The sequence below is a fragment of the Actinosynnema sp. NPDC023794 genome (assembly GCF_040639675.1).
GTDB lineage: Bacteria > Actinomycetota > Actinomycetes > Mycobacteriales > Pseudonocardiaceae > Actinosynnema > Actinosynnema luteola.
On the sequence record NZ_JBFAFR010000013.1, the window covers coordinates 62,682 to 88,154 of the forward strand.

Below are 25,473 nucleotides of genomic sequence, written 5' to 3' on the forward strand. Positions count from 1 at the left end.
CCCTTGGGTTGACGCATGCGAACGAGAGTCGGAATCGTCGGCGCGGGCCCCGCGGGCCTGGTGCTGTCCCACTTGCTGGCCGAACGCGGCATCGACTCCGTGGTGGTCGAGACGCGCGGCCGTGCGGCGATCGAGCAGACGATCCGCGCCGGCGTGCTGGAGCAGGGCACGGTGGAGTTGCTGACCGCCATGGGTGTCGGCGCGCGTGCGCTGGCCGAGGGCGCGCGGCACGAGGGGATCGAGCTGCGGTTCGGCGGCCAGGGCCACCGGATCGACTTCACCGGGCTCACCGGCCGGGCGGTCTGGCTCTACCCGCAGCACGAAGTGCTCAAGGATTTGATCGCGGCACGGCTCGCGGCCGGGGCCGACATCCGGTTCGAGGCGAGCGACGTCGCGCTGCACGGCATCACGTCCGACGAGCCGGTCATCTCCTTCACCGACGCCGACGGCACGCCGGTGGAGCTGCGCTGCGACGTGATCGCCGGCTGCGACGGCTCGTCGGGCGTCAGCAGGCGCTCCATCCCCGACGGCGAGCGCACCGACTACTTCCGCGCGTACCCGTTCGGGTGGTTCGGCATCCTGGCCGAGGCGCCACCGTCCTCGAAGGAGCTCGTCTACGCCCACTCCGAACGCGGGTTCGCGCTGATCAGCACGCGGACGCCCCAGGTGCAGCGGATGTACTTCCAGTGCGACCCCGACGAGCGCGCCGACGACTGGAGCGACGACCGGATCTGGGCCGAGCTGAACGCGCGGGTCGCGGGCGACGGGTTCAGCCTGGCGGAGGGCCGCATCTTCGACCGGGGTGTGATCCCGATGCGCAGCTACGTGTGCGAGCCGATGCGGCACGGCCGGCTGTTCCTGGCGGGGGACGCCGCGCACGTCGTGCCGCCCACCGGCGCGAAAGGACTCAACCTCGCGGTGGCGGACGTCGTCGTGCTCGCCCGGGCGTTGGAGGACTACTTCGGCGCCGGGTCCACCGAGTCGTTGGACGCCTACGGTCCGACCGCGTCGCGTCGGGTGTGGCGGGCGCAGCACTTCTCGTGGTGGATGACGTCGATGCTGCACGCCGACCCGGCCGGCTCGCCGTTCGACGTGAAGCGGCAGCTGGGCGAGCTGGAACTGGTCACCTCCAGCACGGCCGCCGCCACGCACCTCGCCGAGGCGTACACGGGCTGGCCGCTGTAGTGGTCCCCGCGAACGGGCCGGCACAGGTGCGATCGGCGTAATCCGGCTGCCGGTAATCGGACCATGCGGGCCGATAAAGTTGCGAATCTTCTTTCGAATAGTTTCGAAGGTTGCCGAATCTGGCTTCTCGTGCCGGTTGACGGTGGCCGGTATCGGTTCAGATGTCCGGGATATGGGGTCTCAACAGGGTTTACGCGTCGTGCGGTCGAGCTGTGGCCGACTGTTTCGGATGAGTTCGTCTGCCCGTTGACCTGCCAGGCTGCCGTACTGGGACCTGCCTGTGCCCGCAAGGCTGCCGATTCTCGGTGCTTGCCAGACCGATCTGTTTCGGTTAATACTTCTAAAAGTTTCAGGCCGGATGCGGTCGGGTGCCGCCCCCGACGTTTCCGGCCTGCGCCGCGCACGCTCTGGAGGACCGACTCACCGAACCGTCGTTGGCGTGGAGGAACTCCGTGGCACCGGGTCCTCCGTCGCCAAGTGTGCGGATCCGGACCACCCCCGCCCTGGCGGTCCGGGTCGCCCCAGCAACCAACCACCACCTGCCGAACCCGCAGGTGCTCCCAGAAGGTGCAAACATGAAGCTGACATCGAGGTCAGTGTTGCGAGCGGCACTCGTGTCCACGTTGGTCACCGCCACCGCGGGCGCCACGGTGCTCCTGGCGACGTCGGCCAGCGCCGGGACCACGCTCGGCGCCTCGGCGGCCGAGTCGGGTCGCTACTTCGGCACGGCCGTCGCCGCGAACAAGCTGAGCGACTCGACGTACGTCGGGATCTTGAACCGTGAGTTCAACATGGTCACGGCCGAGAACGAGATGAAGATGGACGCGACGGAGCCGTCGCAGAACCAGTTCAGCTACGGCAACGCGGACCGGATCGTCAACCACGCCCGCGCGCAGGGCATGCGGGTGCGCGGTCACGCCCTGGCGTGGCACTCGCAGCAGCCGGGGTGGATGCAGAACATGTCGGGCACCGCGTTGCGCAACGCGATGCTCAACCACATCACGCAGGTGGCCACCTACTACCGGGGCAAGATCTACGCCTGGGACGTGGTGAACGAGGCGTTCCAGGACGGTAGTTCGGGTGCGCGTCGTGACTCGAACCTGCAGCGGACCGGCAACGACTGGATCGAGGCGGCGTTCCGGGCGGCCCGGGCGGCGGATCCGGGTGCGAAGCTCTGCTACAACGACTACAACACCGACGACTGGACGCACGCGAAGACCCAGGCGGTGTACCGGTTGGTGCAGGACTTCAAGCAGCGCGGTGTGCCGATCGACTGCGTCGGGCTGCAGTCGCACTTCAACAGCCAGAGCCCGGTGCCGGGCAACTACCAGACCACGCTGTCGAGCTTCGCGGCCCTGGGTGTGGACGTGCAGATCACCGAGTTGGACATCGAGGGTTCCGGGTCGGCCCAGGCGTCGAACTACGAGCGCGTCGTGAAGGCGTGCCTGGCCGTCTCCCGCTGCACGGGCATCACGGTGTGGGGCATCCGCGACACCGACTCGTGGCGTGCCTCGGGCACCCCGCTGCTGTTCGACGGCTCGGGCAACAAGAAGGCCGCGTACACCTCGACCCTCAACGCCCTCAACGGCGGCGGCACCACGGTGCCCACGTCGACCACGACCGGCACCACGACGACCACGACGACCACGACCCCCGGCCCGGGTGGCTGCACCGCCTCGGTGTCGCTGAACTCCTGGAACGGTGGCTTCGTCGCCACGGTGAAGGTCACCGCCGGGTCGTCGGGCACCAACGGCTGGACGGTCACGACCAACCTGCCGTCGGGCGCGTCCGTCACCAACTCGTGGAACGCCGAGCGCAGCGGCACCACCGGCGCCGTCCAGTGGCGCAACGTCAGCTACAACGGCCGCCTCTCGGCCGGGATGTCGACCGAGTTCGGCTTCCAGGGCACCGGTTCGGCGTCGGGCATCACGCCGACCTGCGCCGCGAGCTGATCACGCAGGGCAGAGCCCGGTGCGGTGACCTCGTCGCCACCGCACCGGGCTTTCAGCCCTCCCGGTGACCCTCGGGTGTGCCGGCGGACCTGGTGCGGCGCAGCACGAGCAGCCCGCCGACGCCGGGGACGGCCGAACGCCACCGGGCGCCGGCGTCGACGCCCGGCAGCAGCGCGGTGACCGCGATGACGACGAGGTAGGCGGTGCCGTGCACCGGACCCGTCAGCGACGTCACCGGCTTCGCGTGCACGGTCACCAGGTTGACCAGCAGGACCGCCAGGGACAGCAGTTCCACACCGGACGCGATCCGCAACGCGCGCACGTCACGCCCCCGTGGTGGAGCCGGGGCGCACGATCATCAGCACGACCACGACCGCCCACAGCAGGTTGAACACGCCGGTCGTCATGGCGAGCCGCTTCGCGGCGTCGGAGGCGCCGTCGAGCACCCGCCGCTGCGCGGGCAGGATCGCCCACGCCAGCAGGCCCGCCGCGACCGCCGTCAGCAGGATCGACACCAGCAGCCACGCGTCACCGAGCACGCCGAGGCTCGCGCCGGTGGCGACGCCGAAGACCGGCACGGCGATCCCGACGACGGTGTACGTGCGGCACGTCCGGTGCAGGAAGGCGGCGACGCCGGTCGGCGACTCGCGCGCGAAGCGGGGGAACAGCGAGGCGGCCACCGCGATCGGCCCGACGGCGAGGATCGCGGCGATCACGTGGACCGAGAGCAGCAGCTTGGTCACCAGGGCTCCTTGGTGCGTAGACAGCCAACATATGTCGGCTGCCAATAGGTACCACACCTACCTAGGTGGTGTGTAGGCTGCCAACCCATGAAGGCGGATGCGGTGCGCGGGCACCTGGACGCGATGCTGCTCGCGGTGCTCGAACCGGGCCCGTTGCACGGTTACGCGGTGATCACCGCGGTCCAGCGGCGCAGCGGGGGCGCGCTCGAACTGCGCACCGGCACCGTCTACCCGGCGTTGAACCGGCTGGAACGGCTGGGTTTGCTGCGCAGCCGCTGGCAGCCGGTGTCCGACCGGCCCCGGCGCTGCTACGAGCTCACCGACGCCGGTCGGCGCGGCTTGGCCGACGCGCGCTCGACGTGGCGGGACTTCGCCGCCACGATCGGGGCCGTGCTCGACCTGACCCCGTCGACGAGGCACGCCACGTGAGCGCCGCGCAGCTCGTCGACCCGGTCGAGGATTACCTGGAGGCGCTGGCCGCGTCCCTGCACGGCCCGGCGCGGGCGAAGGCCGCGATGATGCGCGAGGTGCGCGACGGCCTGGTCGACGCGGTCGAGGCGCAGACCCGCTCCGGCGTGCCGCACGCCCAGGCGGCCCGCCGCGCGGTGCGCGACTTCGGCGCGGCGGATGAGATCGCGCCGGAGTTCCAGCGCGAGCTGACCATCGCCCAGACCCGCCGCACCGCCCGCGTCGCCGCCGTGACCGTGCCGGTCCTCGTGGTGTGCCAGCTCCTCGTGCGCGCCGCAGCGGGCGACTGGCGACTGGGCGCGCTCGCCGTCCACCTGGCCGCGCTGGCCACCGCCGCCGGCCTGCTCGCCGTGACGGCGCTGGTGGCCACCGGTCCGCTCACCCGCATGCTGCCCACGCCGCACCGGCTGCCGCTGGCCGTGGCGTGGACGGCGACCGCCGCCGCGGTGGGCATGGCGCTCGCCGCCGTGGCGCTCGGCGTCACGTCGGCGCTGTCCACCGACTGGCCGCTGACCGCGTTCGCCGGCGTGCTGGCCACCGCGGCGCACGGCGTGGTCGCCGCATCGGCCCGCGAGTGCCGTCGGTGCGCCCAGGCGGTGGAGGGGGCGCGGTGACCAGGCGCGTAGGGCTGCTGTTGTTCGACGAGGTCGAGGTGTTGGACGCGGGCGGGCCGTTCGAGGTGTTCTCCGTGGCCAACCGCGTCGCCGTGCGCCGCGGTTCGGTCGCGCCGTTCGAGGTCGTCACGATCGGCGTCGCCGGCGGCGGGCCGGTGCGCGCCAGGGGCGGCCTGCGGATGACGCCCGACGTCGCGCTCGCCGACGCGCCCGCGTGCGACGTGGTCCTCGTGCCCGGCGGGGTGGTGGACGAGGTCGAGGCGATGCCGGAGGTGGCGGCGTGGCTGCGCCGGGCCCGCCGCTACGCCGAGGTGATCGCGTCGGTCTGCACGGGCGTGTTCGTGCTGGCCGCCGCCGGCCTGCTGGACGACCGGCCGGTCACGACGCACTGGGAGGACGTCGCCGACCTGCGCGGCCGTTGGCCGGACCTGGACGTCCGCGACGACGTCCGGTTCCTCGACCACGGCGACCTGGCCACGAGCGCGGGCATCAGCGCCGGGCTGGACCTGTCCCTGCACCTGGTCGGCCGGCTGACCACCGTCGACCTCGCGGTCGCCACCGCACGCCAGATGGACTACGGCTGGGAGCCGCTCTTCCGACCGTGATCGCGGTGGCCGCGCGGTGTTCCGGCGACACGGAGCGTCACAGCGGGATGTCATTGTGTGAGACGGCCTCTGTACGTGAGCGCCCATCCGGGTGTACGTTCCCGGCGGGTCTGGGAGCGCTCCCAGACAGTCATCCAGATGAGGAGGGGCTCAGTGAAGCGCTCCACCGCAGTGCTTGCGGCTTGCGCGGTCGCCCTCGGCTCAGCGGCGACGATGTTGCCGAACGCCGTGGCCGCCGCCCAGGGCTGCAAGGTCGACTACGTCGTCACGAGCCAGTGGTCCGGCGGGTTCCAGGCCGGCGTCAAGGTCACCAACCTCGGCGACCCCGTCAGCGGCTGGTCGCTGACCGTCGCGTTCCCGAACAGCTCCCAGCGGGTCACCCAGGGCTGGAACGCCACGTGGACCCAGTCGGGCTCCACGGCCACCGCGACCAACGTCGACTGGAACCGGACGCTGTCCACCGGCGGGTCGACCGACCTCGGGTTCGTCGGCTCGTACTCGGGCAGCAACCCGACGCCCACGTCGTTCATGCTCAACGGCGTCGCCTGCACCGGTTCGACCACGAGCACGTCCACCACGACGACGACCACCACGAACCCGCCGGTCGGCCGCACCCCGGTCGAGATCAACGGCCAGCTGCGGGTCTGCGGCGTCAACCTGTGCAACCAGTACAACCGGCCGATCCAGCTGCGCGGCATGAGCACGCACGGCATCCAGTGGTTCGACAAGTGCTACAACAACAACTCGCTGAACGCGCTGGCGACCGACTGGAAGTCCGACCTGTTCCGGATCGCGATGTACGTGCAGGAACAGGGCTACGAGACCAACCCGTCCGGGTTCACCAGTCGCGTCAACAGCCTGGTCGACATGGCCGAGGCGCGCGGGATGTACGCGATGATCGACTTCCACATCCTCACCCCGGGTGACCCGAACTACAACATCGACCGGGCGAAGACCTTCTTCGCGGCCGTGGCGCAGCGCAACGCGAGCAAGAAGAACGTGATCTACGAGATCGCGAACGAGCCGAACGGCGTGAGCTGGGCGTCGATCAAGAGCTACGCCGAGCAGGTCATCCCGGTGATCCGCGCGGCCGACCCGGACGCCGTCGTCATCGTCGGCACGCGCGCCTGGTCGTCGCTGGGCGTGTCGGAGGGATCCAGCGAGACCGAGGTCATCAACAACCCGGTCAACGCCACGAACATCATGTACGCGTTCCACTTCTACGCCGCGAGCCACAAGGACAACTACCGCGCGGCGGTCAGCCGTGCCGCGTCGCGGCTGCCGCTCTTCGTGACGGAGTTCGGCACGGTGCTGGCCACCGGTGGCGGCACGTTCGACCGGGCGAGCACCACCGCCTGGCTGGACCTGCTGGACCAGCTCAAGATCGGTTACGCGAACTGGACGTACTCGGACGCGAACGAGAGCAGCGCCGCGTTCCGCCCGGGCACGTGCAACGGCGGTGACTACTCCAGCAGCGGTGTGCTCACCGAGTCGGGCGCGTTGCTGAAGAGCCGGATCAGCACGACGGACAACTTCCCGACCAGCTGAACCACGCTCCACTGAGGACGGGGTCCCGCGTTCGCGCGCGGGGCCCCGTTTTCTGTCTCGCTCGATCGGAGACCAGGTCGGAGGAGGGGGCGGGAACGTCGGTGCCCGTCGTCAGCGTGACCTGGTGCGCACGTGATCGGTGGCGGGCGCGGCACTGCGCCGTCGCGCGCCGACCTGCTCGGATGACGCCTTCCGGTGGCGGTCGGTGTGGCCGAGGTCGCGGTCGGGGGCGATCCGGTCGCGCACGAGTTGCTTGAGCACGGCCAGGTCCGGGAAGCCGTCCTGGGCCTTGCGGGACCACAGGGTCTCGCCGTCGAGCCGGACGTCGAACACACCGCCCGTGCCGGGGACGAGGGCGACCTCGCCCAGCTCGGTGGCGAACGTGGTCAGCAGCTCCTGCGCGGTCCACCCGGCGCGCAGCAACCACCGGCACTGCGTGCAGTACTCGATCTCCAGGCGGGGCTCTTTCGCGGTCACGGGCCCAGTATCGCGAGCGGACGGCGTCGCGGCGACCCCGGTGGCGCCGGTCACGGTGAAGGAGGTGGGCGGAAGGCCCGGGCACTCGGTCGACGTCACCGCCTCCGTTCTCCTCGACGTTGCGCAAACTATCGAAGCAGGCCAAGGGAACCCGGGTCGGGTGGTAGACAGGTCCCGGCGGAAGAAAGCGGTTTCCCGACCGCGTGCTGGGCAGGCGCGGGGCCGGTGCCAGCCCCCAGGTTTGGCACCGGCCCCTCGCAGCGAGAGCGGGCGGAGGGTCCCGGTCTCGCCGGTCATGGCCCGGCGGTGGGTGCGGGGCTCTCCCTGAGCGCCACCGCCGGGTGCGGCGTCACCCGCGTGGCGCCGACTCGAAACCGGGCGCCCCGGAGACCCGGTCGAGTGGCACGGCGGAGGCTTCGACGATCCGCTCGAAGGACACCCCGGCCCGGTCGAAGACCCGCTCCAGCGCTTCGGCGTCGTCCGCGGCGAAGAGGCCGAAGTAGCTGTCGTCACCCGGAACGGCGAGACAGCACCGCATGGTGACGGGCGGTGCGCACAGGTCGGCGGCGGCACGCACCGCGGCCATCGCGGCGGCGACCTCGCGCGGGTTCGCCGCGTGCAGGTAGCACTCGGCCAGGAAGAGCCTGGTCGGCTGCCGCTCCACTCCGATAACGGTCATGCCGCCACTCTCGGCCCCCGCCACCGGCCGGCGAATCGGGGAGCGACCCCACAGTTGCTACTGCCCGCGCAGGAAGTCCAGGCGGGCCAGCTCGCGGCGGGTGCGCACGCCGGTCTTGCGGTAGATGCGGGTCAGGTGCGCCTCGACCGTCTTCTCGGTCACGTACGCCGCGCCCGCGACCTCCCGGTTGCTCATCCCGGCCGCCACCAACCGCGCGATCCGCAGCTCGGTGGCGGTCAGCTCGTGCTCGTCACCGCGCCGCAACCCGAGCCGGGCCAGCTCGGCGTCAACCTCCTCCACCCACGACGGCGCGCCCAGCCCGTCGAACGCCCGCCGTGCCGCCAGGAACGCCTCCCGCGCCGCGAGCTTCAGCCGACGCCGCCGCAACACCCGGCCCCGCACCAGGTCCGTGCGAGCCCGCTCGAACGGCATCGGCAGCCGGTCCAACGCCTCGGCCGCCGTCGCCAACGCCTCCTGCGCGCCCTCCGGATCGCCCCACGCCATCCGCACGAGCGCACGGGACCTGGCCGTGACCACCGTGATCCACGGCCGGGGCGCGCGGTCGCGCCGCTCCTCCAACCCGGCGAGCAGCCGGGTCGCCTCGACGGGCTCACCCAGCTCGACCACCGCCTCGACCAGGTCGCCGTACAGCGTGCTGATCGGGAAGTCGGCCATGCCCACCTCCGCGCACAGCGCCTCCGCCGCCGTCAGGTGCCCGCGCGCCGCGCCCGGCTCGTGCCGGGACAGCTCGACGAACCCCAACACGGCCCGCTGGTGCACCGACACCCACGGGTCACCCAGCTCCGCGGCCACGTCCAGCCCGCGCGTCGCCGCCTCGTGCGCCTGCTCCCACCGGCCGCGGTGCGCGTCCACCAGCGCCCTGGTGTAGAGCGCGTACGCGAACCACGGCCGCTGACCGGACTGCTCCGCCGCCTCCACGGCCTCCGCCGCCCGCTGCCCGGCCCGCGCCCAGTCGCCCAGCCACACGTCCAACTCGGCCAGGTGGACCAGCTCGTGCACGGCCACCGCCTCGTCCTCGCGCGCGACCTCCTCCCGGTGCGCGGCCTCGATCAGCGCACGTCCGCGGACCGGGTCTAGGTACTTCGACAGCACGCGCAGGGTGCTGCGGGCCATCCGCGCCTCACGGGTCTGGCTGGTCGCCGACACCAGGGCCGCGCCGCGCTCGACGTCGTCGGCGAACAGCCCCACCCCGGCCAGCAGCCGGTAGTACGCGCCGGAGATCAGGATGCACGCCACCAGGTCGGTCGGCACGGCGTCCTCGTGGCCCGTGATCGCCTCCAGCGCCTGCTCGGTGTTGCGGCACCGCAGCCGGGTGTCGTGCTGGCAGAACAACGACCGGCGCAGGTAGGCGGTGGCCCGCAGCACCGGGTCGTCGCCGACCTGCGCCAACGCCCGGTCGGTCAGCGCCGTCGCCTCGACCGGGCCGTCCTCGAAGAACACCACGATCGCCAGGTCGATCAGCACCGCCGCCCGCTCCGGACCCGCCGGGACGTCTTCGACGTCGAACGTCTCCAGCAGCTTCCGCGCGCCCGACGCGTCACCGGCGAAGTACCGGCACACCACCGCCGAGGCCAGCAGGACGGCCCGTCGCCGCGGGTCGGACGCGTGCGCCCCGGCCAGCTCCCACAGCCGCGCCGCAGCGTTGGGCGCGTTGCGGGACTGGGCGTTGCGCGCGGCCTCGTCCAACGCGTCGGCGACCGCGGGGTCCGGGCCGTCGGTGCTCAGCGCGAGGTGCAGGGCACGGGTCTCCGGGTCGTCCACGACCCGGGCCAGCCTGCGGTGGACCCGCCTGCGCCTGGTGCCGGACACGGTGGAGAACAACGTGGAGCTCAGCAACGGGTGGGTGAACCGGATCGCGCCCGACACGATCTCGATCACGCCGCGGTCCTCGGCGTCGACCAGCGCGTCCTCGGCGCGGCCCGGGTCCTCCGACGCCCGGCGCACCAGGTCGACGGTCGGCTGCGACAACGCCGCCGCGCACAGCAACGCGTCCCGGCTGTGGTCGGGCAGCACGGCGAGCCGGTCGGCGAGCAGCTCCTCGACGGCCCGCGTGGTGGGCAACGGGAGGCCGAACGCGCCGACCTCGCCGGGATCGGGCAACGCGCGGGCGATCTCCAAGGCGTAGAACGGGTTGCCGCCGCTGGCCTGCCGGAGGCGGATCAGCGTCGGCCGGGGCAGCGGCGTGCCGAGGTGCGAGCGGAGGAGCCGGTGCAAGGCCCCGACGCTCAGCCCGGACAGCCGCAGGTGCGCGAGGTCGGCACGTCCGGCCAGGCCCAGCGGGACGTCGGCCGAGCGGACCGACACCACGACCGCCACGTGCTCGTCGGTCAGTCGGCGCACCACGTACTCCAGGACGGCCGCGGTGGGCTCGTCCAGCCACTGCGCGTCGTCCACGGCCAGCACCACCGGCGCGGTCGCGGCCATCGCCCGCACGACGTCGAGCACCGCCACGTGCACCGCGCGCGGATCACCGGGCCCGTCCTCGGCGTCACGGCGCAGCAGCGCGACGTCCAACGCCGAGCGCCGCGGGCCGGGCAGTCGGGCGATCAGCTCGTCGTCCACGCGCTCGACCAGGTCGATCAGGCCGCCGTAGGACAGCCGCGCCTCCGGTTGGGCGGGACGGCAGGACAGCACGGCGTACCCGCGCCGTTCCGCGTCCCGCAGCACGTGCTCCCACAACGCGGTCTTGCCGATGCCCGCCTCGCCGGACACGACCAGGCACGCGGCGCCCGTCCGGGCGCGGTCGAGCACACCGGCCGCCACCGCCACCTCGGGCTCCCGCCCGACCAGGTCCCGCCCGGCGTGCCGCACGCGTGCCACCTCCCCGCCGCGGTGGGCGCAGCGCCACACCCACTATCACCACGCGCTGGGGTCACGGGAAGCTCATCGCTAATGTCTGCGACATGTACGTGAAGTTGTGCGGGCTGCGCACGGAGGCCGACGTCGTCGCCGCCGTGGACGCGGGGGCCGACGCGGTCGGTTTCGTGCTCAGCGCGAGCGTCCGGCAGGTCGGTCCCGAGACCGTGCGGCGGCTGGTGCGCGAGGTGCCGCCGCACGTGCTGTCCATCGGTGTGTTCAGCGGGGTGGCGGCGGCGGACGTGCGCCGGCTGGCCGAGGAGTCCGGCGTCGGCGCGGTGCAGCTGCACGGCGACTACCCGCGTGCCGCGTTCGACGAGGTGGCGCCGGTCGGTGTGCCGCTGGTCCGGGCGGTCGCGCTGACGGCGGACACCGACGTGCGGGTCGGCGCGTACGGCGAGCGGATGCTCCTGCTGGACTCGCCCCGGGCGGGCTCCGGCCACCGCTGGGACCTCGCCGCGCTCGACGGCGCCCGACCGGACGGCGACTGGCTGCTCGCGGGCGGCCTGGGTGTGGACAACGTCGCCGAGGCCGTCGTCCGCGCGCGGCCGTGGGGTGTGGACGTGTCGAGCGGTATCGAGGCGAGCCGCGGGGTCAAGGACCACGGGCTCATGCGTGAGTTCGTCGCGGCCGCGCGTGCCGCCTGACCGCTTTCCGCCGGCCCTCCGGTCGTCAGCCGCCTGACGGCCGCCGCCGAACGGGCAGGACGATCGCCGACGGGTGGTCCGGGTCGTGGTGGACGGACTGCTCGGCGGCCAGGAGCCGGGTCGCGGTGGCGCGCGGCTCGCCGGTGCCGGTGTTCCGGGCGTACCGGGGGAACGCGCCGCTGGACACCTGCACCCGCACGCGGTGGCCCCGCCGGAAGCGGTGGGCGGTCGGCCACAGCGCGACCTCGGCGCGGGTCGTCGCGTCCGCGCCGGACAGGCTCACCAGGCCGTCGCAGACGTTCACCGAACGGCCGCGCGGGTCGACGTCGCACAGCCGGACGAACACGTCGGCGTGCGGCAGGCTGGAGCGGAACCAGACCTCGGCCGTCACGTCGCCGATCACCTCCACGTCGTCGGCCAGCGGAGCGGTGGTGTAGGTGAGCACGTCCGGCCGGGCCTCCAGCGCGGTGTTGTCGTCCCGGCCGCTGCCGGACCCCAGTCGCACACCGCCGACGGCAGGCGTCGGATCGGCCGGGTCGTACCGGTACCGGTCGGGTGTCGACTCGACGGGTGGGTGCTCGCTCAGCGCGCCGCCGGGCCGGAGGTGGAAGCGCCGGGGCTCGTAGCCGTGCGGTGGCCAGGAGTCGAAGTCGCGCCAGGCTTCCTCGCCCGTCACGTACAGCCGCACCGGAGCGCGCTCGGGCGGCTCCTCACCGCGGGCCAGGGTGAGGCCGAACCCCAGGGCTTCCCGGATCGCGGTGTTGGTGCCGGACACGTGGGTCCACGGCCCGACGGTGAGCCGCGCCGGACGTCCCGCTTCCCGCAAGGCCCGGAAGTCGCGCAGCTGGCCGGGCGGGAAGATGTCGTACCAGCCGGCGATCGAGCTGACGGGCACCGTCGTCCCCGCCACCCGGCTCCGGTGGTCGAGCGCGGCCCACCGCTCGTCGTCCGCGTCGTGGCTCAGGAGGTCCTGGAAGTAGTCCGAGCGGCGCCCGATGGCGGCCACGTCGGCGCGGCCGAGCGGGAGCGTGGCCGGCGCGCGGCGGGTCCTCCGGCCTTGGAGCACGTTGCGCAGCAGGGCGAAGCGGCGCTCCTGGCCCGCGACCACGACCGCCCACGCGAACGGCGCCTCCAGCGAGAACCCGTCCGCGCGCAGGAACTCGAGCGTCAACGCCGACTCGGTCACCTGCGGGATCATCGCCTTGACCTGCGGCGGCAGGCTGTCGGCCACGGCCCACTGCGCGTGTCCCAGGTAGCTCGCGCCCACCAGCACGATGGAGCCGCCGGACCACGGCTGCTCCACCAGCCACTTCAGCGTGGCCAGGCCGTCCTCGCGCTCCCGTCGCACCGGGTCGAACGTGCCGCCCGAGCCGAAGGTGCCGCGCGTGCTCTGCACCAGCACCTGGAACCCGCGTTCGGCCAACGGCCGCGCCAGGGCGGTCCCGATCACGCCACGTCGCCCGCACGGGCCGCGGAGCAGCGCGGTGGGCAACGACTCGCCGCCGACCCTCGGCGCCCAGCGGTCCGCCAGCAGCTCGACGCCGTCGGGCACGGGCGTGCGCAGGTCGTGCTGGACGACGAGGTCCCGGGTGATCGGCGGGTCCAGGCGCAGGAGGCGTTGGACGAGGTGGCAGCTCAGGTTCACCGGTCGCGCTCCTCGGTCAGGGCGCCCCCGGTGATCACCGAGAACACCTCCATCAGGCGTTCGGCGAACGCCGCCGGGTCGAGCGGCTCCGGCCCTTCGACCACCCACGTGTTGACCACCGCCGCCCACCCTCCGGTCACGAACGCGGTGAGGTCGTCCAGCACGTCCGGCGCCTGTGGCACGCCCGGCAGCAGCCGCACGAGCTCCCGGTTGAACGGGCTGAGCAGGCCGCTCAACGCCACGTTCAGCCGGTAGGCGCAAGGTCCGGTCAGCACCGCCCGGTAGAACGGCCGGTGCCGGGCGAAGTGCCGTGCCGCGATCAGCGCCCGCGCGTGCTCGTCGGACGGGTCCGCGACCCGCGTGACGTCCGGCAGCAGCTCGGTCTCCACGAGGTCGAGCGCGGCGGCCGTCAGCAGCGCGTCGCGGTCGCCGAACTGCTGGTAGACGAGCTGCCTGCTCACGTCCGCCGCCTCGGCGAGCTCGGAGATCGGGATGTTCGCCGTGCCCCGTTCGGCGACCAGCGCCACGGCCGCTGCCAGGAGGGCGGACCGCGAGCGGCGAACCCTCCGGTCCGGGTGGCGTGCCGTCTGGTCCACGCACCGAGTATGACGCCTGTCAGTAAATTGACAAGTGTCAAGTCTGTAGGGTCGTGGCCGTGTCCGAGGAACGGTTGTCCGACGTGCTGGCCCGCCGGGTCGTGGTGGTGGACGGTGGCCTGTCGACCGCGCTCACGTCCGCCGGGCACGACCTGTCCGACTCGCTCTGGTCGGCCCGCCTGCTGCTCACCGACCCGGACGCGATCACGGCCGCGCACCTGGCCTACTACCGGGCCGGCGCCGAGGTCGCGATCACGTCCAGCTACCAGGCCACGTTCGAGGGCTTCGCCCGGCGTGGGCTCACCGCCGCCGACACGGCCGGCCTCCTGCGCGACAGCGTGACCCTCGCCCGCCGCGCCGCGTCCGAAGTGGACGGACCGCGGTGGGTGGCGGCGTCGGTCGGCCCGTACGGCGCGATGCTCGCCGACGGCTCGGAGTACCGCGGCCGGTACGGCCTCGCGCCGGGCGCGCTGGAGTCGTTCCACCGGCCCCGGGTCGAGGTGCTGGCCGAGACCGGGGCCGACGTGCTCGCGGTCGAGACGATCCCCGACGTCGAGGAGGCCGAGGCGGTGCTCCGGGTGGTCGCCGGGTCGGGCGTCCCGCTGTGGCTGTCCTACAGCGCGCGGGGCACGCGGACGTGCGCCGGTCAGCCGCTGGCGGAGGCGTTCGAGGCCGTGCGGGGTGTGCCCGAGGTGGTCGCCGTCGGCGTCAACTGCTGCGACCCGGCCGACGTCGACGAGGCCGTGGCCATCGCGCGGCGGGTCACGGGCAAGCCCGTCGTGGTGTACCCGAACAGCGGCCAGGGCTGGGACGCCACCACCCGGAGCTGGACCGGCGAACCGGCCTTCCGGCCCGAGCGCGTGGCCGGCTGGGTGGCGGGCGGCGCGCGGCTGGTCGGCGGCTGCTGCCAGGTCGGTCCGGACGCGATCCGGGACCTGGCCGCCGCGGTGACGGCCTGACCGGGCGGGTCAGCCGCGTCCGATGAACGGCATCGTGGTCGCCATGACCGTCATGAACTGCACGTTGGCGTCCAACGGCAGCCCGACCATGTAGCGGACCGCGTCGGCGACGTGCCCGACGTCCATGGTCGGCTCGGCCGCGATCGAGTCGTCGGCTTGGCGGACGCCGTCGGTCATCCGCTCGGTCAACGGTGTCGCGGCGTTGCCGATGTCGATCTGGCCGCAGGCGATGCGGTGGCGGCGGCCCTCCAACGAGATCGACTTGGTCAGCCCGGTGATGGCGTGCTTGCTCGCGTTGTAGGCGACGGCGTCGGGGCGAGGGGCGTGGGCGGAGACCGAGCCGTTGTTGATGATCCGGCCGCCCCGCGGGTCCTGCTCGCGCATCACCCGGAACGCGGCGCGGGCGCACAGGAACGCGCCGGTCAGGTTCGTGCCGACCACCGTGGACCACTGCTCGGCGGTGAAGTCCTCCAGCGGCGTCGGGGGCACGTTCGTCCCGGCGTTGTTGAACAGCACGTCGATCCGCCCCCACCGGTCGCGCACGGTGGCGAAGAGCTCGTCCACGGACGCCTCCACCGTGACGTCGGTCGGCACGACCAGGACGTGCCCGGCCGGCGCCCAGTCCGCGGTCTCGGCCAGCCGGTCGGCACGTCGTCCGGCGAGCGCGACCCGGTGACCGGCGTCGAGCAGCGCGCGGGCGACCACGCGGCCCACACCCGAACCGGCGCCCGTCACCACCGAAACCGGGGCCATGGTGTTCTCCTCCCGAGTGGGACGTCACCGCACCCGCAGGCGGACGTCGCGGATCCGGACGGCCGACTCGCGTCCCCCGCTCCCTCCGGGAGGGTGACCGACTCGTCGACGAGTTCGGGGAGGACGTCGCGCACGAGGGGGTGACCCGGCTGCACCTCGGCAGCTTAGCCGGGCACGTGCCGAGGGACGTGCCGTCACGACTGGGTGAAGCGCAGCAGGTTGCCGGACGGGTCGAGGAAGGCGCAGTCGCGGACGCCACCGGGCCTGCTGATCGGTTCCTGCAGCACCTCTGCGTCCGCCGCCTCGATGTGTTCGAAGGTGGCGTCGCAGTCGTCGGTCGCGAAGACCAGGCAGCCCTCGGCGGTCCACGCGTCATCCGGCGACTCGAGCAGGACGATCCGCACGTCCGGCTGCGACGGCGGGCCGACGGCGACCCGGCGCACTCCTCCGGCGCCGTCGCGCACCTCGAAGCCGAGCACGTCGAGGTAGAAGCCGAGCGCCTCGTCGAGGTCGCGAACGGCGAGGGCGAAGGACGCGAGCCTGAGGTCGGCGCCGGTCACGGGTGCTCGTCCCGGCCGGTGGCGAGGTAGACGACGTCCAGGTCGCGCAGTCGGTCCGGGTCGGTGTCGACGGCGATCCGGGTGATCTTCCCGTTGTCGACGGTGAAGGCGAAGACGGCCCTCGGACTGCCGTGGTGCGACCAGACGGCCCCCGGCTCGCCCTCGACCAGCGCGATGCGGGCGGCCCGGGCCCGGCCGGCGAAGAACGCCGCAACCGCCTCGGCCCCGCGGAGGTCGTCGACCGCTACGGCGTCGGGGTCGAGCAGGTCGATCAGGGCGGCGAAGTCCCCGTTCCGGGAGGCGGCGAGGAAGGCGGCGACGACCTCCCGCTTCCCCGATCGCGCGGCGGCGGAGGTCTCGGCCGTGCCCTGGACCCGGCGCCGGGCCCGGCTGGCGAGCTGCCGGGCGGCGGCCGGCGAGCGGTCGATGATCGGGCCGATCTCGCCGAACGGCACGGCGAAGACGTCGTGCAGGACGAACGCGAGCCGCTCGACGGGCGTCAGGGTGTCCAGCACGACCGTCAGCGCGACACCGACCGAATCGGCGAGCAACGCCTCCTCCTCGGGACCGGCCCGGTCGGTCGCGTGCGGCGTCTCGGGCTCCGGGGGCAGTGCGCCGGCCGACTCCTCGCGCCGGGACCGGCGTGCTTCGAGCACGTTCAGGCAGACCCGGGCGACGACCGTGGTCAGCCACCCGCCGGGGTTCTCCACCCGGCCGGTGTCGGCGCGGCTGACCCGCAGCCACGCCTCCTGCACCGCGTCCTCGGCTTCGCCCGGTGAGCCGAGCATCCGGTTGGCGATCGCCCGCAGGCGGCCCTGGTGCTCGGCGAACCGCTCGCTCAGCCAGTCCCGCTCGACCATTCGTCACACTCCCCGCTCTCGGCCTGTCATACCGATTGACCGGCGGAGCAGCGTCGATGTGACACCCGGGCCGGGCCCGGGACGCCAGGCCTGCCGGTCCAGGCATCGGACACAGCGGAACCACCTGGAGACAAGCATGAGAGCGCACGTCACCGCGATCCTCCTCGGCGTCGGGGACATGGACCGGTCCAAGCGGTTCTACGGGGAGGGGCTCGGCTGGGAGGTCAAGGACGACTACGGCGTCTCGGTGTTCTACGAGTCGGACGGCAGCTCGCTCGTCGGCTTCTACCGGCGCGACGGCCTGGCCGAGCAGGTCGGCACGAGCCCGGAGGGCAACGGCTTCAGCGGGGTGGTTCTCACCTACGTGGTCCGCGCCCAGTCGCGGGTCGACGAGGTCATCGTGGAGGCCGAGCAGGCAGGCGCCACGATCCTCAAGCCCGCCGGCGCCCTGCCGTGGGGAGGGTACGGCGGCACCTTCGCGGACCCGGACGGCTACGTCTGGAGCGTCGCCCACAGCGCCAGGGGAGCGGACCAGCACTACGCCGAGTAGCCGCCGAGAGCGGCCCTGACCGGCGCCGACGAGGGGTCGGTGTCGACGCGTGATCGCGTCGGCACCGAAACCCCATGCGGCCACGGGTCGGGTGACGCGCGTCCCGGTACCGTGTCGACCGTGGTGGCGGACGTCGGCAGGACCCCTCGCGCGGAGCAGGTCGGAGCTACGCGGCAGCAGATCCTCACCACGGCGGAGCGGCTGTTCGCCGAGCAGGGCCTGTACGCGGTGTCCAACCGGCAGATCAGCGCCGCCGCCGGGCAGGGGAACAACACCGCCGTCGGCTACCACTTCGGCGCCAAGGCCGACCTCGTCCGGGCGATCGTGCGTCGGCACACGTCCCGCATCGAGTCGTTGCGGCAGGACGCGGTGGCCGCCGTCGCCGGGTCGCGCGAGGTGCGGGACTGGGTGGCCTGCCTGGTGCGCCCGGTGACCACCTACCTGGCGTCGTCGGGCGGCCCGACCTGGTTCGCCCGGTTCAGCGCGCAGGTCATGACCGATCCCGCGTTCCGGGTGATCCTGGCGGAGGAGGCGCTGGCCGAGGACTCGTTGCGGCACGTGGTGGACAACCTGATCGGGCTGCTGCCCGACCTGCCCGCCGACGTGCGCGAGGACCGCGCGGACATGGTCCGGCACCTGATCGTGCACGTGTGCGCCGAGCGCGAGCGCGCCCTCGCCGAGGGGACCGGGACGCCGAGGTCCACCTGGGACGAGGCCGCGACCGGCCTGATCGACGCGATCACCGGCCTGTGGACGGCCCCGTACACGGCCGAACCCGACCGTCGCGGGTCGTAGCCCTTCCCACTGCGCAGTCGAACCACCACGTTGCGTCGCACCCCGATCGCCGGCAGTCTTAAGTCAGTTGATTGACTCAAGTCTGAGGAGGCGGTTGCCGTGGCGCTCGGAGACACCGACCACGTGCTGGACTACCCGATCCCGAGTCCGGCCGCGCTGGAGCCGCCCGCGGCGTGGGCCGAGCTGCGGCAGGGGTGTCCGGTCGCCCACGTCCGCCTGCCCAGCGGTGACCGGGCGTCGCTGCTGACCCGCTACGACGACGTCAAGCAGGTGCTGTCCGACCCGAGGTTCACCCGCAACCTCGACGCGCCGGACGCGGCCCGGATCTCGGCGAACGAGTCCGGCGGCGTGTTCAACAGCGGCTTGGGCAGCGCCTTGCCCGAGGAGTACCACCAGCAGTGGCGGCGCCTGGTCGGCAAGTGGTTCACCGCCAAGCGCATGACGGCGCTGCGGCCGGGCATCGAGGCGATGGCCGAGCGGTTGATCGACGGGATGGTGGCGAACGGCGCGCCCGCCGACCTGAAGGCGGCGCTCGGGTTCCCGCTGCCGGTGTGGGTCATCTGCGACGTGCTCGGCGTGCCGGAGAGCGACCGTGACAAGTTCGCCTACTGGTCGAACACGCTGCTCAGCCTCACCCGCTACACGCAGGCCGAGATCGACGCCGCGCAGGCCGAGTTCGCCGCTTACATGAGCGCCCACATCGCCGCGACCAGGGAGGACCCGGGCGACGACCTGATCAGCGAACTGATCGCCGCCGCGGTCGACGCCGGGCACGTCATGCCGGACGCGGCGCTGCTGGCGACCTCGCAGGGCCTGCTGGTGGCGGGGCACGAGACCACGGCCAACATGATCGGCAAGATGGTCGGGATGCTCCTGGCCGACCGGACGCGGTGGGAAGCGCTGGTGGCCGACCCCGCCCTGGTGCGCACGGCGGTGGAGGAGGCGTTGCGCGCCGACGCCAACCCCGGGTTCGGCATCCCGCGCTACATCACCGAGGACGCCGAGGTCGGCGGCACGGTCATCCCGCGGGGCACGACGGTGGTGTGCAACCTGGCCGCGGCCAACCGGGACGAGAACGCCTTCGCCGACGCGGCCGAGCTCGACCTGGCCCGCACCCCGAACACGCACCTGGCGTTCGGCGCGGGCGCGCACTCGTGCCTCGGGCAGTCGTTGGCCCGCACCGAGCTCCAGGCCGTGCTCGACGTGCTGCTGCGCCGCCTGCCGACGCTGGAACTGGCCGTGCCCGCGGCCGGGTTGGCGCGCGTCGACGGCCTGGTCGTCGGCGGGCTCCAGGAACTGCCCGTCCGCTGGTGACGGCCCGAGGAACCGGAGGAGTGCGACAGATGAAGGTGTCCGTGGACGAGGACAAGTGCTGCGGGGCGGGCTCGTGCGTGCTGGCCGCGCCCGACGTGTTCGACCAGCGGGACGAGGACGGCGTGGTCGTGCTGCTCGACCCCGAACCCGCCGAGCACCTGCGCGCCGCGGTCCGCGAGGCCGCCGAGGTGTGCCCCGCGGCGGCGATCCTGCTGGGCGACCGGGCGTGACCGCGGTGTCCGACGTGCTCGTCGTCGGAGCCTCCGCCGCCGGGTTGGCCACCGCCGAGGCGTTGCGCCGCAAGGGTTTCACCGGCGGGTTGACCCTGCTCGGCGACGAGGCGCACCCGCCGTACGACCGGCCGCCGCTGTCCAAGCAGGTCCTCTCCGGCGCCTGGGAGCCCGAACGCGCCCGGCTGCGCGGCCCGGACGTGTTCGACGAGCTGGGCGCGACGCACCTGCCCGGCGACCCGGCGGTGTCCCTGGACCTGCCCGCGCGCGGCGTCCGCACCGCGTCCGGGACCGTGCTGCGGGCCGACGCCGTGGTCGTCGCCACCGGCGTGCGGCCGAGGACCCTGCCCGACCAGGCCGGGTTGGGCGGTGTGCACGTGCTGCGCACCGTGGACGACGCGGTGGCGTTGCGGGCCGACCTGCTCGCCGCCGAACGGCTCGTGGTGGTGGGCGACGGCGTGCTCGGGGCGGAGGTCGCCGCCACGGCGCGCGGCCTCGGCCTGGACGTCACCCTTGCCGGGCCGCAGGCCGCACCCCTGGCCGCCCGGCTGGGACCGCTCGCCTCCGGTGTGCTCGCCGACCTGCACGCCGGGCACGGCGTCCGGCTGCGGCTCGGCGCCGCCGTGCTCGGCCTGACCGGGCGGGACGGGCGCGTCACCGGCGTGCGGCTGGACACCGGCGACGTGCTGCCGGCCGACGTGGTCGTGGTCGCGCTGGGCGCCATCCCCAACACCGACTGGCTGCTCGGCAGCGGCCTCCGGCTCGACAACGGCGTGGTGTGCGACGCGGGGTGCCGCGCCGCGGACGGCGTCTACGCGGTCGGCGACGTGGCGCGGTGGCACCACGAACACCTGGGCGCCTCGCTGCGCCTGGAGAACCGGACCAACGCCGCCGAGCAGGCCGCCGTCGTGGCCGACAACGTCCTGGGCGCGGGCCGCGCGTACACGCCCGTGCCCTACTTCTGGACCGACCAGTTCGACGCCAAGCTCCAGGTCTTCGGCTTGCTGCCCGGCGACGCGGAGGTGTCCGTCGTGGACGGTGACGTCACCGCTCGCCGGTTCGTCGCGCTCTACGAGCGTGCGGGCGAGCCGGTCGGCGTCCTCGGCTGGAACATGCCCAAACAAGCGCGCCGACTCCGGCAGCGCCTGCTGGGCCAGGTCCCCACCCCGGGAGCACGACCGTGACGGCGCGACCCGACTTCGAGCACGACGGGTTCGCGCACGTCGTCCACGGGCTGCCCGCGAGCCGGCGAGCGGAGGTCACTTCGACCAGGTGATGGGGGACTTGTCGTAGCCGTCGCCGTTGGCGTAGCTCGCGCTCGCGACGGCGGCGCCCTCGCGGGCTCCCTGCAGCACGCACGTCTCGTACTTCGCGCCCGCGGTGGTGAAGTCCTTCTTCGCCGTCTCCGACTCGCACTGCTTGGTGTCGCCGCTGATGATGACGCCGGTGCCCTTGCCGTCCGCGCCGAGCGCCCGCAGGCTCAGCGAGCTGTAGGACAGGTCGGTGCCGCCGACGTTCTCCACGGTGACCCTGATGTAGAACGGCGTGATGCCCTTGGCCTTCTCGCCGAACGCGGCCAGGTCGGCGTTGGCGCCCTGCTCGATCGCGGTGACGGTGACGGCGATCGTGCCGTTCTTGTCGGTGCCGTACTTGAACGGGATCACCGCGCGTTCGCCGACCTTGAGCTTCGTGCCGGGCGCGGTGACGTCACCGGCCGGTGCGTCTTCGGCCGCGCTGGTCGAGCCCTTCGTCGGCGTGGCGCTCGACGTGGTCTTCTCGGTCGTCACCTCGGTGGTGAAGGCGGGCGCGGCGGTGCCCGTGGTGGCGTCGCCGCAGGCCGACAGCAGGAGCGCGAGCGCTCCCACGGAAGCGACCAGCGTGCGATTGACGTGCGTGAACGACTGCATGGGCCGCACCGTAGCCGCGATCGGGCAGGCGGACTGTGGGCCGTTCGCACCACAGGCGCCTGTGCCACCCGCCACAGCGGACGGCACAGGCATCCGGGCTCACGTCAGGACAGGTTCTTCCGCATCACGTCCCACTCGGTGGCGCACAGACCGCAGTTCGGGCCGGCGAACCGCGCCTCGCTCGCCTGGTCGCCCTTGAGGTGCCACTTCAGCCAGTGCCCGCCGACCCGGCCGAACTCTCCGCCGTTGGGCTGGTCGAACGTGCCGAAGTGCCCGACGTCGAGGTTGCCCATGAACGCGGGCAGCCCGGCGGGCAGCCGCCGCCAGTCGTCCATGGCGTTCTCGTGGGCGATGTCGGTCGGGCCGCCGATGAAGTAGGCGATCGGCACGCGCAGCCGCTGCAACAGGTAGTTCTGCGAGTCGTTGAGCGTGCCGCTGTTCCACAGCACGGTCGTGGTCAGCCGCGGGTCGGCGGCCACCTCGTAGGTCTCGATGCCGCCGCACGACTGGCCCATCACGGCGATCTTGGTGGTGTCGATCCGACCGTAGTACTTGCTCGTGCGCCGGGAGTTCTCGGCGATCGCCCAGTCGACGGAGTCGACGAGCATGTCCGAGTCGGTCGAGCCGCTGCCGCCCGGCCGGCCGTTCGCGATGACCAGGAACCCGTGCGAGGCCCACTCGGTCAGGATGTTCTCGAACCACGTCCCGTCCGCGCGGCACGCGCCGTTGCCCCAGGCGACGATGGGCAGCTTGACGCCCGTCGGCAGGGTGTCGGGCCGGTAGATCGTGTGGTTGGTCAGCCCCAAGGTCGTCTCGTAGCCCGCGGAGTAGGGGCCCGATCCGCCCGTGACCGAGGGCGGCGCCCCGGCTCCGGCCGCCGCGCGGACCGGGCCGGTGGTCGTCGCGGTCAGCACTCCGGCCAGGGCGAGGACGGTGAGGATCGCACTGCGCAATCGCATGGGTTTCCTCCATCGGTGGCGTAGGTGGGACTGGTGCGGCGCAATCGGAATCTGGCGCACCCGGCCCACCGCCGGCCAGCGAGGACGCGGGGGACCGGCGACACCACCGATGTCCCACCGGCGCCACCGCCGAGGAGGCGGAACGCTAGGCGTCACCACGCGGGTGGTCGTACCCATCCGGCGCGGGGAACTCCAGCACGACCTGCGTCACCCGGTCCGGCCGCGAGTCGAGCAGGTCGTAGGCCCACGCGGCGTCCGTGAACGGCACGACGTGCGACACCAACGGCGGCAGCAGCAGGTGACCCGCCACCGCCAGGTCGATGACGGTGGCGTTGAGCCGCGCCCGGTCCCACCGGTGCGCGAGGCCGGGCGCGACGCCGGAGATCTGCGAGCAGACCAGGTCGACCCGGTTGTGGTGGAACTCCTCGCCGAGGAACAGGCCGCGCGCCTCGCCCTGGTAGAAGCCGCCCGTGACGACACGCGCGTTGTAGGCGACCGTGCGGACGGCCTCGTGCAGCGCCTGGGGGTTGCCGCTGACCTCCAGGGCGACGTCCGCGCCACGACCCGCGGTCAACGCGCGGACCTGCTCGGCGATCCCGCCCCCGCCGGCGTCCAGCGTCACGTCCGCGCCCAGCGCCAGGGCGAGCTCCAGGCGGTCCGGGAGCGGGTCGACGCCGATCACCCGCGCGCCGTTGCGCCGGGCGAGCTGGGCGACGATCTGCCCCACCACGCCGAGGCCGAACACCACGACGGTCTCGCCGACGTGGATGTCGGCGTCCAGCACGACGTTGAGCGCGACCGCGCCGATGTGGCTGAAGATCCCCAGCACCGGGTCCACCGCCGGGTCGAGCACCCGTGCCGCCGCGTACTCCTCCTCCACCACGGTGGTCGAGCGGTGCCCCCACACGCCCCACACGACCTGGCCGGGCCGGACCGCGGTGACCGCGCCGCCGACCTCGGCCACCTCGCCGACCTCCTCGTACCCCACCACCGCCGGGTACGCGACCGCCGGCCGACCCGGCACGAACAGGCGCGCGTCGGGATCCCACGTCTTCACCACGTGCGCGTTGGTGCCGCGGTACTGGGTCAGCTCCGTGCCCGCCGAGATCCCCGAGTACAGCGTGCGCAGGCGGACGCCGGTCGCGTGCAGCGGCGGGTCGGGCTCCTCCGTGATCGAGACGCATCCGGGCGCGTCCAGCCGCACTACCGTTCCCATCGCCGCCCTTCCGGTTCACGCGCGAGGACGTCCAGCAGGAGCGCCGCCGTCCAGCTGAAGTGGTCGGAGCCGAGACCTTCGCCGGTCACCGGGTGGAAGTACTCCCGGAACCCGGCGCCGGAGACCAGGCCGACCATGTCGGACGCCAGCCGTTCGGCGTGGCGGGTCTCGCCGTGCGCGAGCAGCGCCCGCCACAACAACCACGTGGTGTTCAGCCACGTGGGGCCGCGCCAGTACCGGCGCGGGTCGGCGTCGGGCGCGGTGAGGTCGTAGCTGGGCACCCCACGCACGCCCGGCGCCGCGAACGCCGGTCCGGTGAGCGTCGCCAGCAGCGCCGACCGGTGCCCCCCGGGCAGCAGCAGCGGCACGAGGCCGGAGACCGTGCGCTTGGCGAGCCGACGTCCGGTGCGCGCGTCGAGCGCCACGTAGCACCCCAGCGCCGGGTCGAACAGCCGCGTGTGGACCTGGTGCGCCAACTCCCGCGCCCGCTCGGTGTGCCTGCCCGGGTCGACGCCGACGCGCCGGGCGAGCGCCGCCAACGCGTGCTCCGACCAGGCCAGCACCGCGCAGAACAACGGGTCCACGGCGCAGAACGGCAGGCTGAGCAGGTCGTCGTCGGCGTAACCGCGGTCGCGGTAGGCGGCGACGATGCCCATGTAACGCGCGTAGTCGTCGTCCGTCGGACGGTGCCCGGCGTCGGCGTGGCGCAGGTCGCGCCGCAGGACCGCGATGTCGTCGGCCAGGCCGGGGTCGACCGCGCCGAGCGGCTCGTCCCACGCCGGGCTGTTGTCCAGCCCCGACTCCCACGGGTGCACGATGCCGACCAGCCCGGACGCCACGCGTCGCCGTTCGAACAGGTAGTCGTGCAGGCGCGCGAGCCGCGGGTACAGGCGCCGGACGGCCGCGTCGGTGGCGTGACCGGGGTGGCGTTCGGCGATGGCGAGCACGGCGGCGGCGTGCACCGGCGGCTGGACCAGGCCCGTGGTCGACACCCCCGCCGGTGGCCCGTGCGGCGGCAGCGGCCGCCAGAACGCCGGACCGGGGAAGTAGGCGTCCTCGGGCACGGCGGGGTTGAACACGATCTGCGGCACCCTCCCGTCGGCCCACTGCGCGCCGTGCAACGCGGTCAGCTCGGCGAACGCCCGCCGCGGGCTCAGGTGCGCCTGGCCGATGGCGATGAACGCCGAGTCCCAGCTCCACTGGTGCGGGTAGAGCGCGCTCGTCGGCACGGTGGCCGACCCGCGCCAGTTCCGCAGCAGGGTCGCGGCGGCCTTGCGCCGCAGGTCGGCGATGTCCGGCGCGCGCGGCTCCGGTGTCGTCCCGATGGTCACCAC

27 protein-coding genes are annotated in these 25,473 nt (G+C 73.2%); 13 read left to right on the plus strand and 14 right to left on the minus strand.

The window, feature by feature from the left end; all coding sequences use genetic code 11:
* The first annotated feature begins 15 nt into the window (after positions 1–15).
* A complete protein-coding gene (locus AB0H12_RS25095; protein ID WP_499625770.1) occupies positions 16–1,185 on the plus strand; it encodes a 4-hydroxybenzoate 3-monooxygenase in 1,170 nt (389 codons plus the stop codon).
* 575 nt (positions 1,186–1,760) lie between these two features.
* A complete protein-coding gene (locus AB0H12_RS25100; protein WP_499625771.1) occupies positions 1,761–3,137 on the plus strand; it encodes an endo-1,4-beta-xylanase in 1,377 nt (458 codons plus the stop codon).
* A gap of 52 nt (positions 3,138–3,189) precedes the next feature.
* Here the strand turns inward: AB0H12_RS25100 and AB0H12_RS25105 are convergent, their stop codons facing one another.
* On the minus strand, positions 3,190–3,459 hold the full coding sequence (locus tag AB0H12_RS25105; RefSeq protein ID WP_499625773.1) for a hypothetical protein: 270 nt from the start codon (positions 3,457–3,459) through the stop codon (positions 3,190–3,192).
* A gap of 1 nt (position 3,460) precedes the next feature.
* Positions 3,461–3,880 (minus strand): hypothetical protein, encoded by a 420-nt coding sequence (locus AB0H12_RS25110; protein WP_499625776.1) that lies wholly within the window; start codon positions 3,878–3,880, stop codon positions 3,461–3,463.
* An 87-nt stretch (positions 3,881–3,967) separates the two neighbouring features.
* Between AB0H12_RS25110 and AB0H12_RS25115 the strand changes: the two genes are divergently transcribed.
* The 4 genes from AB0H12_RS25115 to AB0H12_RS25130 all read left to right on the plus strand — a co-directional run bounded on the left by AB0H12_RS25115 (position 3,968) and on the right by AB0H12_RS25130 (position 7,115).
* Positions 3,968–4,309, plus strand: coding sequence for a PadR family transcriptional regulator (locus tag AB0H12_RS25115; RefSeq protein ID WP_230568186.1), 342 nt, complete (start codon positions 3,968–3,970; stop codon positions 4,307–4,309).
* A complete protein-coding gene (locus tag AB0H12_RS25120; RefSeq protein ID WP_499625778.1) occupies positions 4,306–4,962 on the plus strand; it encodes a permease prefix domain 1-containing protein in 657 nt (218 codons plus the stop codon). The genes AB0H12_RS25115 and AB0H12_RS25120 overlap by 4 nt, the downstream gene beginning before the upstream one ends.
* The gene (locus tag AB0H12_RS25125; protein ID WP_499625779.1) at positions 4,959–5,567 is read left to right on the plus strand and encodes a DJ-1/PfpI family protein; all 609 of its coding nucleotides are present in this window, start codon (positions 4,959–4,961) and stop codon (positions 5,565–5,567) included. The genes AB0H12_RS25120 and AB0H12_RS25125 overlap by 4 nt, the downstream gene beginning before the upstream one ends.
* A gap of 153 nt (positions 5,568–5,720) precedes the next feature.
* Positions 5,721–7,115 (plus strand): cellulase family glycosylhydrolase, encoded by a 1,395-nt coding sequence (locus AB0H12_RS25130; RefSeq protein ID WP_499625781.1) that lies wholly within the window; start codon positions 5,721–5,723, stop codon positions 7,113–7,115.
* A gap of 111 nt (positions 7,116–7,226) precedes the next feature.
* Here AB0H12_RS25130 and AB0H12_RS25135 read toward each other — a convergent pair whose 3' ends face one another.
* The 3 genes from AB0H12_RS25135 to AB0H12_RS25145 all read right to left on the minus strand — a co-directional run bounded on the left by AB0H12_RS25135 (position 7,227) and on the right by AB0H12_RS25145 (position 11,103).
* Positions 7,227–7,592, minus strand: a complete 366-nt coding sequence (locus AB0H12_RS25135; RefSeq protein ID WP_499625783.1) for an Rdx family protein — start codon at positions 7,590–7,592, stop codon at positions 7,227–7,229.
* 349 nt (positions 7,593–7,941) lie between these two features.
* Positions 7,942–8,271, minus strand: coding sequence for a hypothetical protein (locus AB0H12_RS25140; RefSeq protein WP_499625784.1), 330 nt, complete (start codon positions 8,269–8,271; stop codon positions 7,942–7,944).
* 57 nt (positions 8,272–8,328) lie between these two features.
* A complete protein-coding gene (locus AB0H12_RS25145) occupies positions 8,329–11,103 on the minus strand; it encodes an ATP-binding protein (protein WP_499625786.1) in 2,775 nt (924 codons plus the stop codon).
* A 92-nt stretch (positions 11,104–11,195) separates the two neighbouring features.
* Here AB0H12_RS25145 and AB0H12_RS25150 point away from each other — a divergent pair, with 92 nt between their 5' ends.
* Positions 11,196–11,795: a phosphoribosylanthranilate isomerase gene (locus tag AB0H12_RS25150; protein WP_499625788.1), complete on the plus strand. Its 600-nt coding sequence runs from the start codon at positions 11,196–11,198 to the stop codon at positions 11,793–11,795.
* 25 nt (positions 11,796–11,820) lie between these two features.
* Here AB0H12_RS25150 and AB0H12_RS25155 read toward each other — a convergent pair whose 3' ends face one another.
* Both AB0H12_RS25155 and AB0H12_RS25160 read right to left on the minus strand, forming a co-directional pair.
* Entirely contained in the window at positions 11,821–13,440 is a 1,620-nt protein-coding gene (locus tag AB0H12_RS25155) for a CocE/NonD family hydrolase (RefSeq protein WP_499625789.1), read from the minus strand.
* On the minus strand, positions 13,437–14,036 hold the full coding sequence (locus AB0H12_RS25160) for a TetR family transcriptional regulator (RefSeq protein ID WP_499625791.1): 600 nt from the start codon (positions 14,034–14,036) through the stop codon (positions 13,437–13,439). The genes AB0H12_RS25155 and AB0H12_RS25160 overlap by 4 nt, the downstream gene beginning before the upstream one ends.
* 59 nt (positions 14,037–14,095) lie before the next feature.
* Between AB0H12_RS25160 and mmuM the strand changes: the two genes are divergently transcribed.
* Entirely contained in the window at positions 14,096–14,995 is a 900-nt protein-coding gene (gene mmuM, locus AB0H12_RS25165; protein WP_499625792.1) for a homocysteine S-methyltransferase, read from the plus strand.
* 9 nt (positions 14,996–15,004) lie between these two features.
* Here mmuM and AB0H12_RS25170 read toward each other — a convergent pair whose 3' ends face one another.
* The 3 genes from AB0H12_RS25170 to AB0H12_RS25180 all read right to left on the minus strand — a co-directional run bounded on the left by AB0H12_RS25170 (position 15,005) and on the right by AB0H12_RS25180 (position 17,168).
* Complete coding sequence (locus AB0H12_RS25170; RefSeq protein ID WP_499625794.1) at positions 15,005–15,748, minus strand: SDR family oxidoreductase; 744 nt, start codon at positions 15,746–15,748, stop codon at positions 15,005–15,007.
* Between the two features lie 194 nt (positions 15,749–15,942).
* The gene (locus AB0H12_RS25175) at positions 15,943–16,308 is read right to left on the minus strand and encodes a VOC family protein (protein WP_499625795.1); all 366 of its coding nucleotides are present in this window, start codon (positions 16,306–16,308) and stop codon (positions 15,943–15,945) included.
* On the minus strand, positions 16,305–17,168 hold the full coding sequence (locus tag AB0H12_RS25180) for a sigma-70 family RNA polymerase sigma factor (protein ID WP_499625797.1): 864 nt from the start codon (positions 17,166–17,168) through the stop codon (positions 16,305–16,307). The genes AB0H12_RS25175 and AB0H12_RS25180 overlap by 4 nt, the downstream gene beginning before the upstream one ends.
* Positions 17,169–17,304: 136 nt before the next feature.
* Here AB0H12_RS25180 and AB0H12_RS25185 point away from each other — a divergent pair, with 136 nt between their 5' ends.
* The 5 genes from AB0H12_RS25185 to AB0H12_RS25205 all read left to right on the plus strand — a co-directional run bounded on the left by AB0H12_RS25185 (position 17,305) and on the right by AB0H12_RS25205 (position 21,241).
* Complete coding sequence (locus tag AB0H12_RS25185) at positions 17,305–17,718, plus strand: VOC family protein (protein ID WP_499625799.1); 414 nt, start codon at positions 17,305–17,307, stop codon at positions 17,716–17,718.
* A 111-nt stretch (positions 17,719–17,829) separates the two neighbouring features.
* Positions 17,830–18,513 (plus strand): TetR/AcrR family transcriptional regulator, encoded by a 684-nt coding sequence (locus AB0H12_RS25190; protein ID WP_499625801.1) that lies wholly within the window; start codon positions 17,830–17,832, stop codon positions 18,511–18,513.
* Between the two features lie 99 nt (positions 18,514–18,612).
* Complete coding sequence (locus AB0H12_RS25195; protein ID WP_499625803.1) at positions 18,613–19,827, plus strand: cytochrome P450; 1,215 nt, start codon at positions 18,613–18,615, stop codon at positions 19,825–19,827.
* Between the two features lie 29 nt (positions 19,828–19,856).
* Positions 19,857–20,057 (plus strand): ferredoxin, encoded by a 201-nt coding sequence (locus AB0H12_RS25200; RefSeq protein ID WP_499625804.1) that lies wholly within the window; start codon positions 19,857–19,859, stop codon positions 20,055–20,057.
* Positions 20,054–21,241 (plus strand): NAD(P)/FAD-dependent oxidoreductase, encoded by a 1,188-nt coding sequence (locus AB0H12_RS25205; protein ID WP_499625806.1) that lies wholly within the window; start codon positions 20,054–20,056, stop codon positions 21,239–21,241. Before AB0H12_RS25200 ends, AB0H12_RS25205 begins: the two co-directional genes overlap by 4 nt.
* Before the next feature lie 75 nt (positions 21,242–21,316).
* Here the strand turns inward: AB0H12_RS25205 and AB0H12_RS25210 are convergent, their stop codons facing one another.
* The 4 genes from AB0H12_RS25210 to AB0H12_RS25225 form a co-directional block, all read right to left on the minus strand.
* Positions 21,317–21,964 carry a hypothetical protein gene (locus AB0H12_RS25210; RefSeq protein ID WP_499625807.1) on the minus strand — a complete coding sequence of 216 codons (648 nt, stop codon included), beginning with the start codon at positions 21,962–21,964 and terminating at the stop codon, positions 21,317–21,319.
* 104 nt (positions 21,965–22,068) lie between these two features.
* Positions 22,069–22,923 (minus strand): poly(ethylene terephthalate) hydrolase family protein, encoded by an 855-nt coding sequence (locus tag AB0H12_RS25215; protein ID WP_499625809.1) that lies wholly within the window; start codon positions 22,921–22,923, stop codon positions 22,069–22,071.
* Positions 22,924–23,068: 145 nt separating this feature from the next.
* Positions 23,069–24,139 carry a zinc-binding dehydrogenase gene (locus AB0H12_RS25220; RefSeq protein WP_499625811.1) on the minus strand — a complete coding sequence of 357 codons (1,071 nt, stop codon included), beginning with the start codon at positions 24,137–24,139 and terminating at the stop codon, positions 23,069–23,071.
* Positions 24,127–25,470, minus strand: a complete 1,344-nt coding sequence (locus AB0H12_RS25225) for an MGH1-like glycoside hydrolase domain-containing protein (protein ID WP_499625813.1) — start codon at positions 25,468–25,470, stop codon at positions 24,127–24,129. Before AB0H12_RS25225 ends, AB0H12_RS25220 begins: the two co-directional genes overlap by 13 nt.
* Positions 25,471–25,473: the final 3 nt, after the last annotated feature.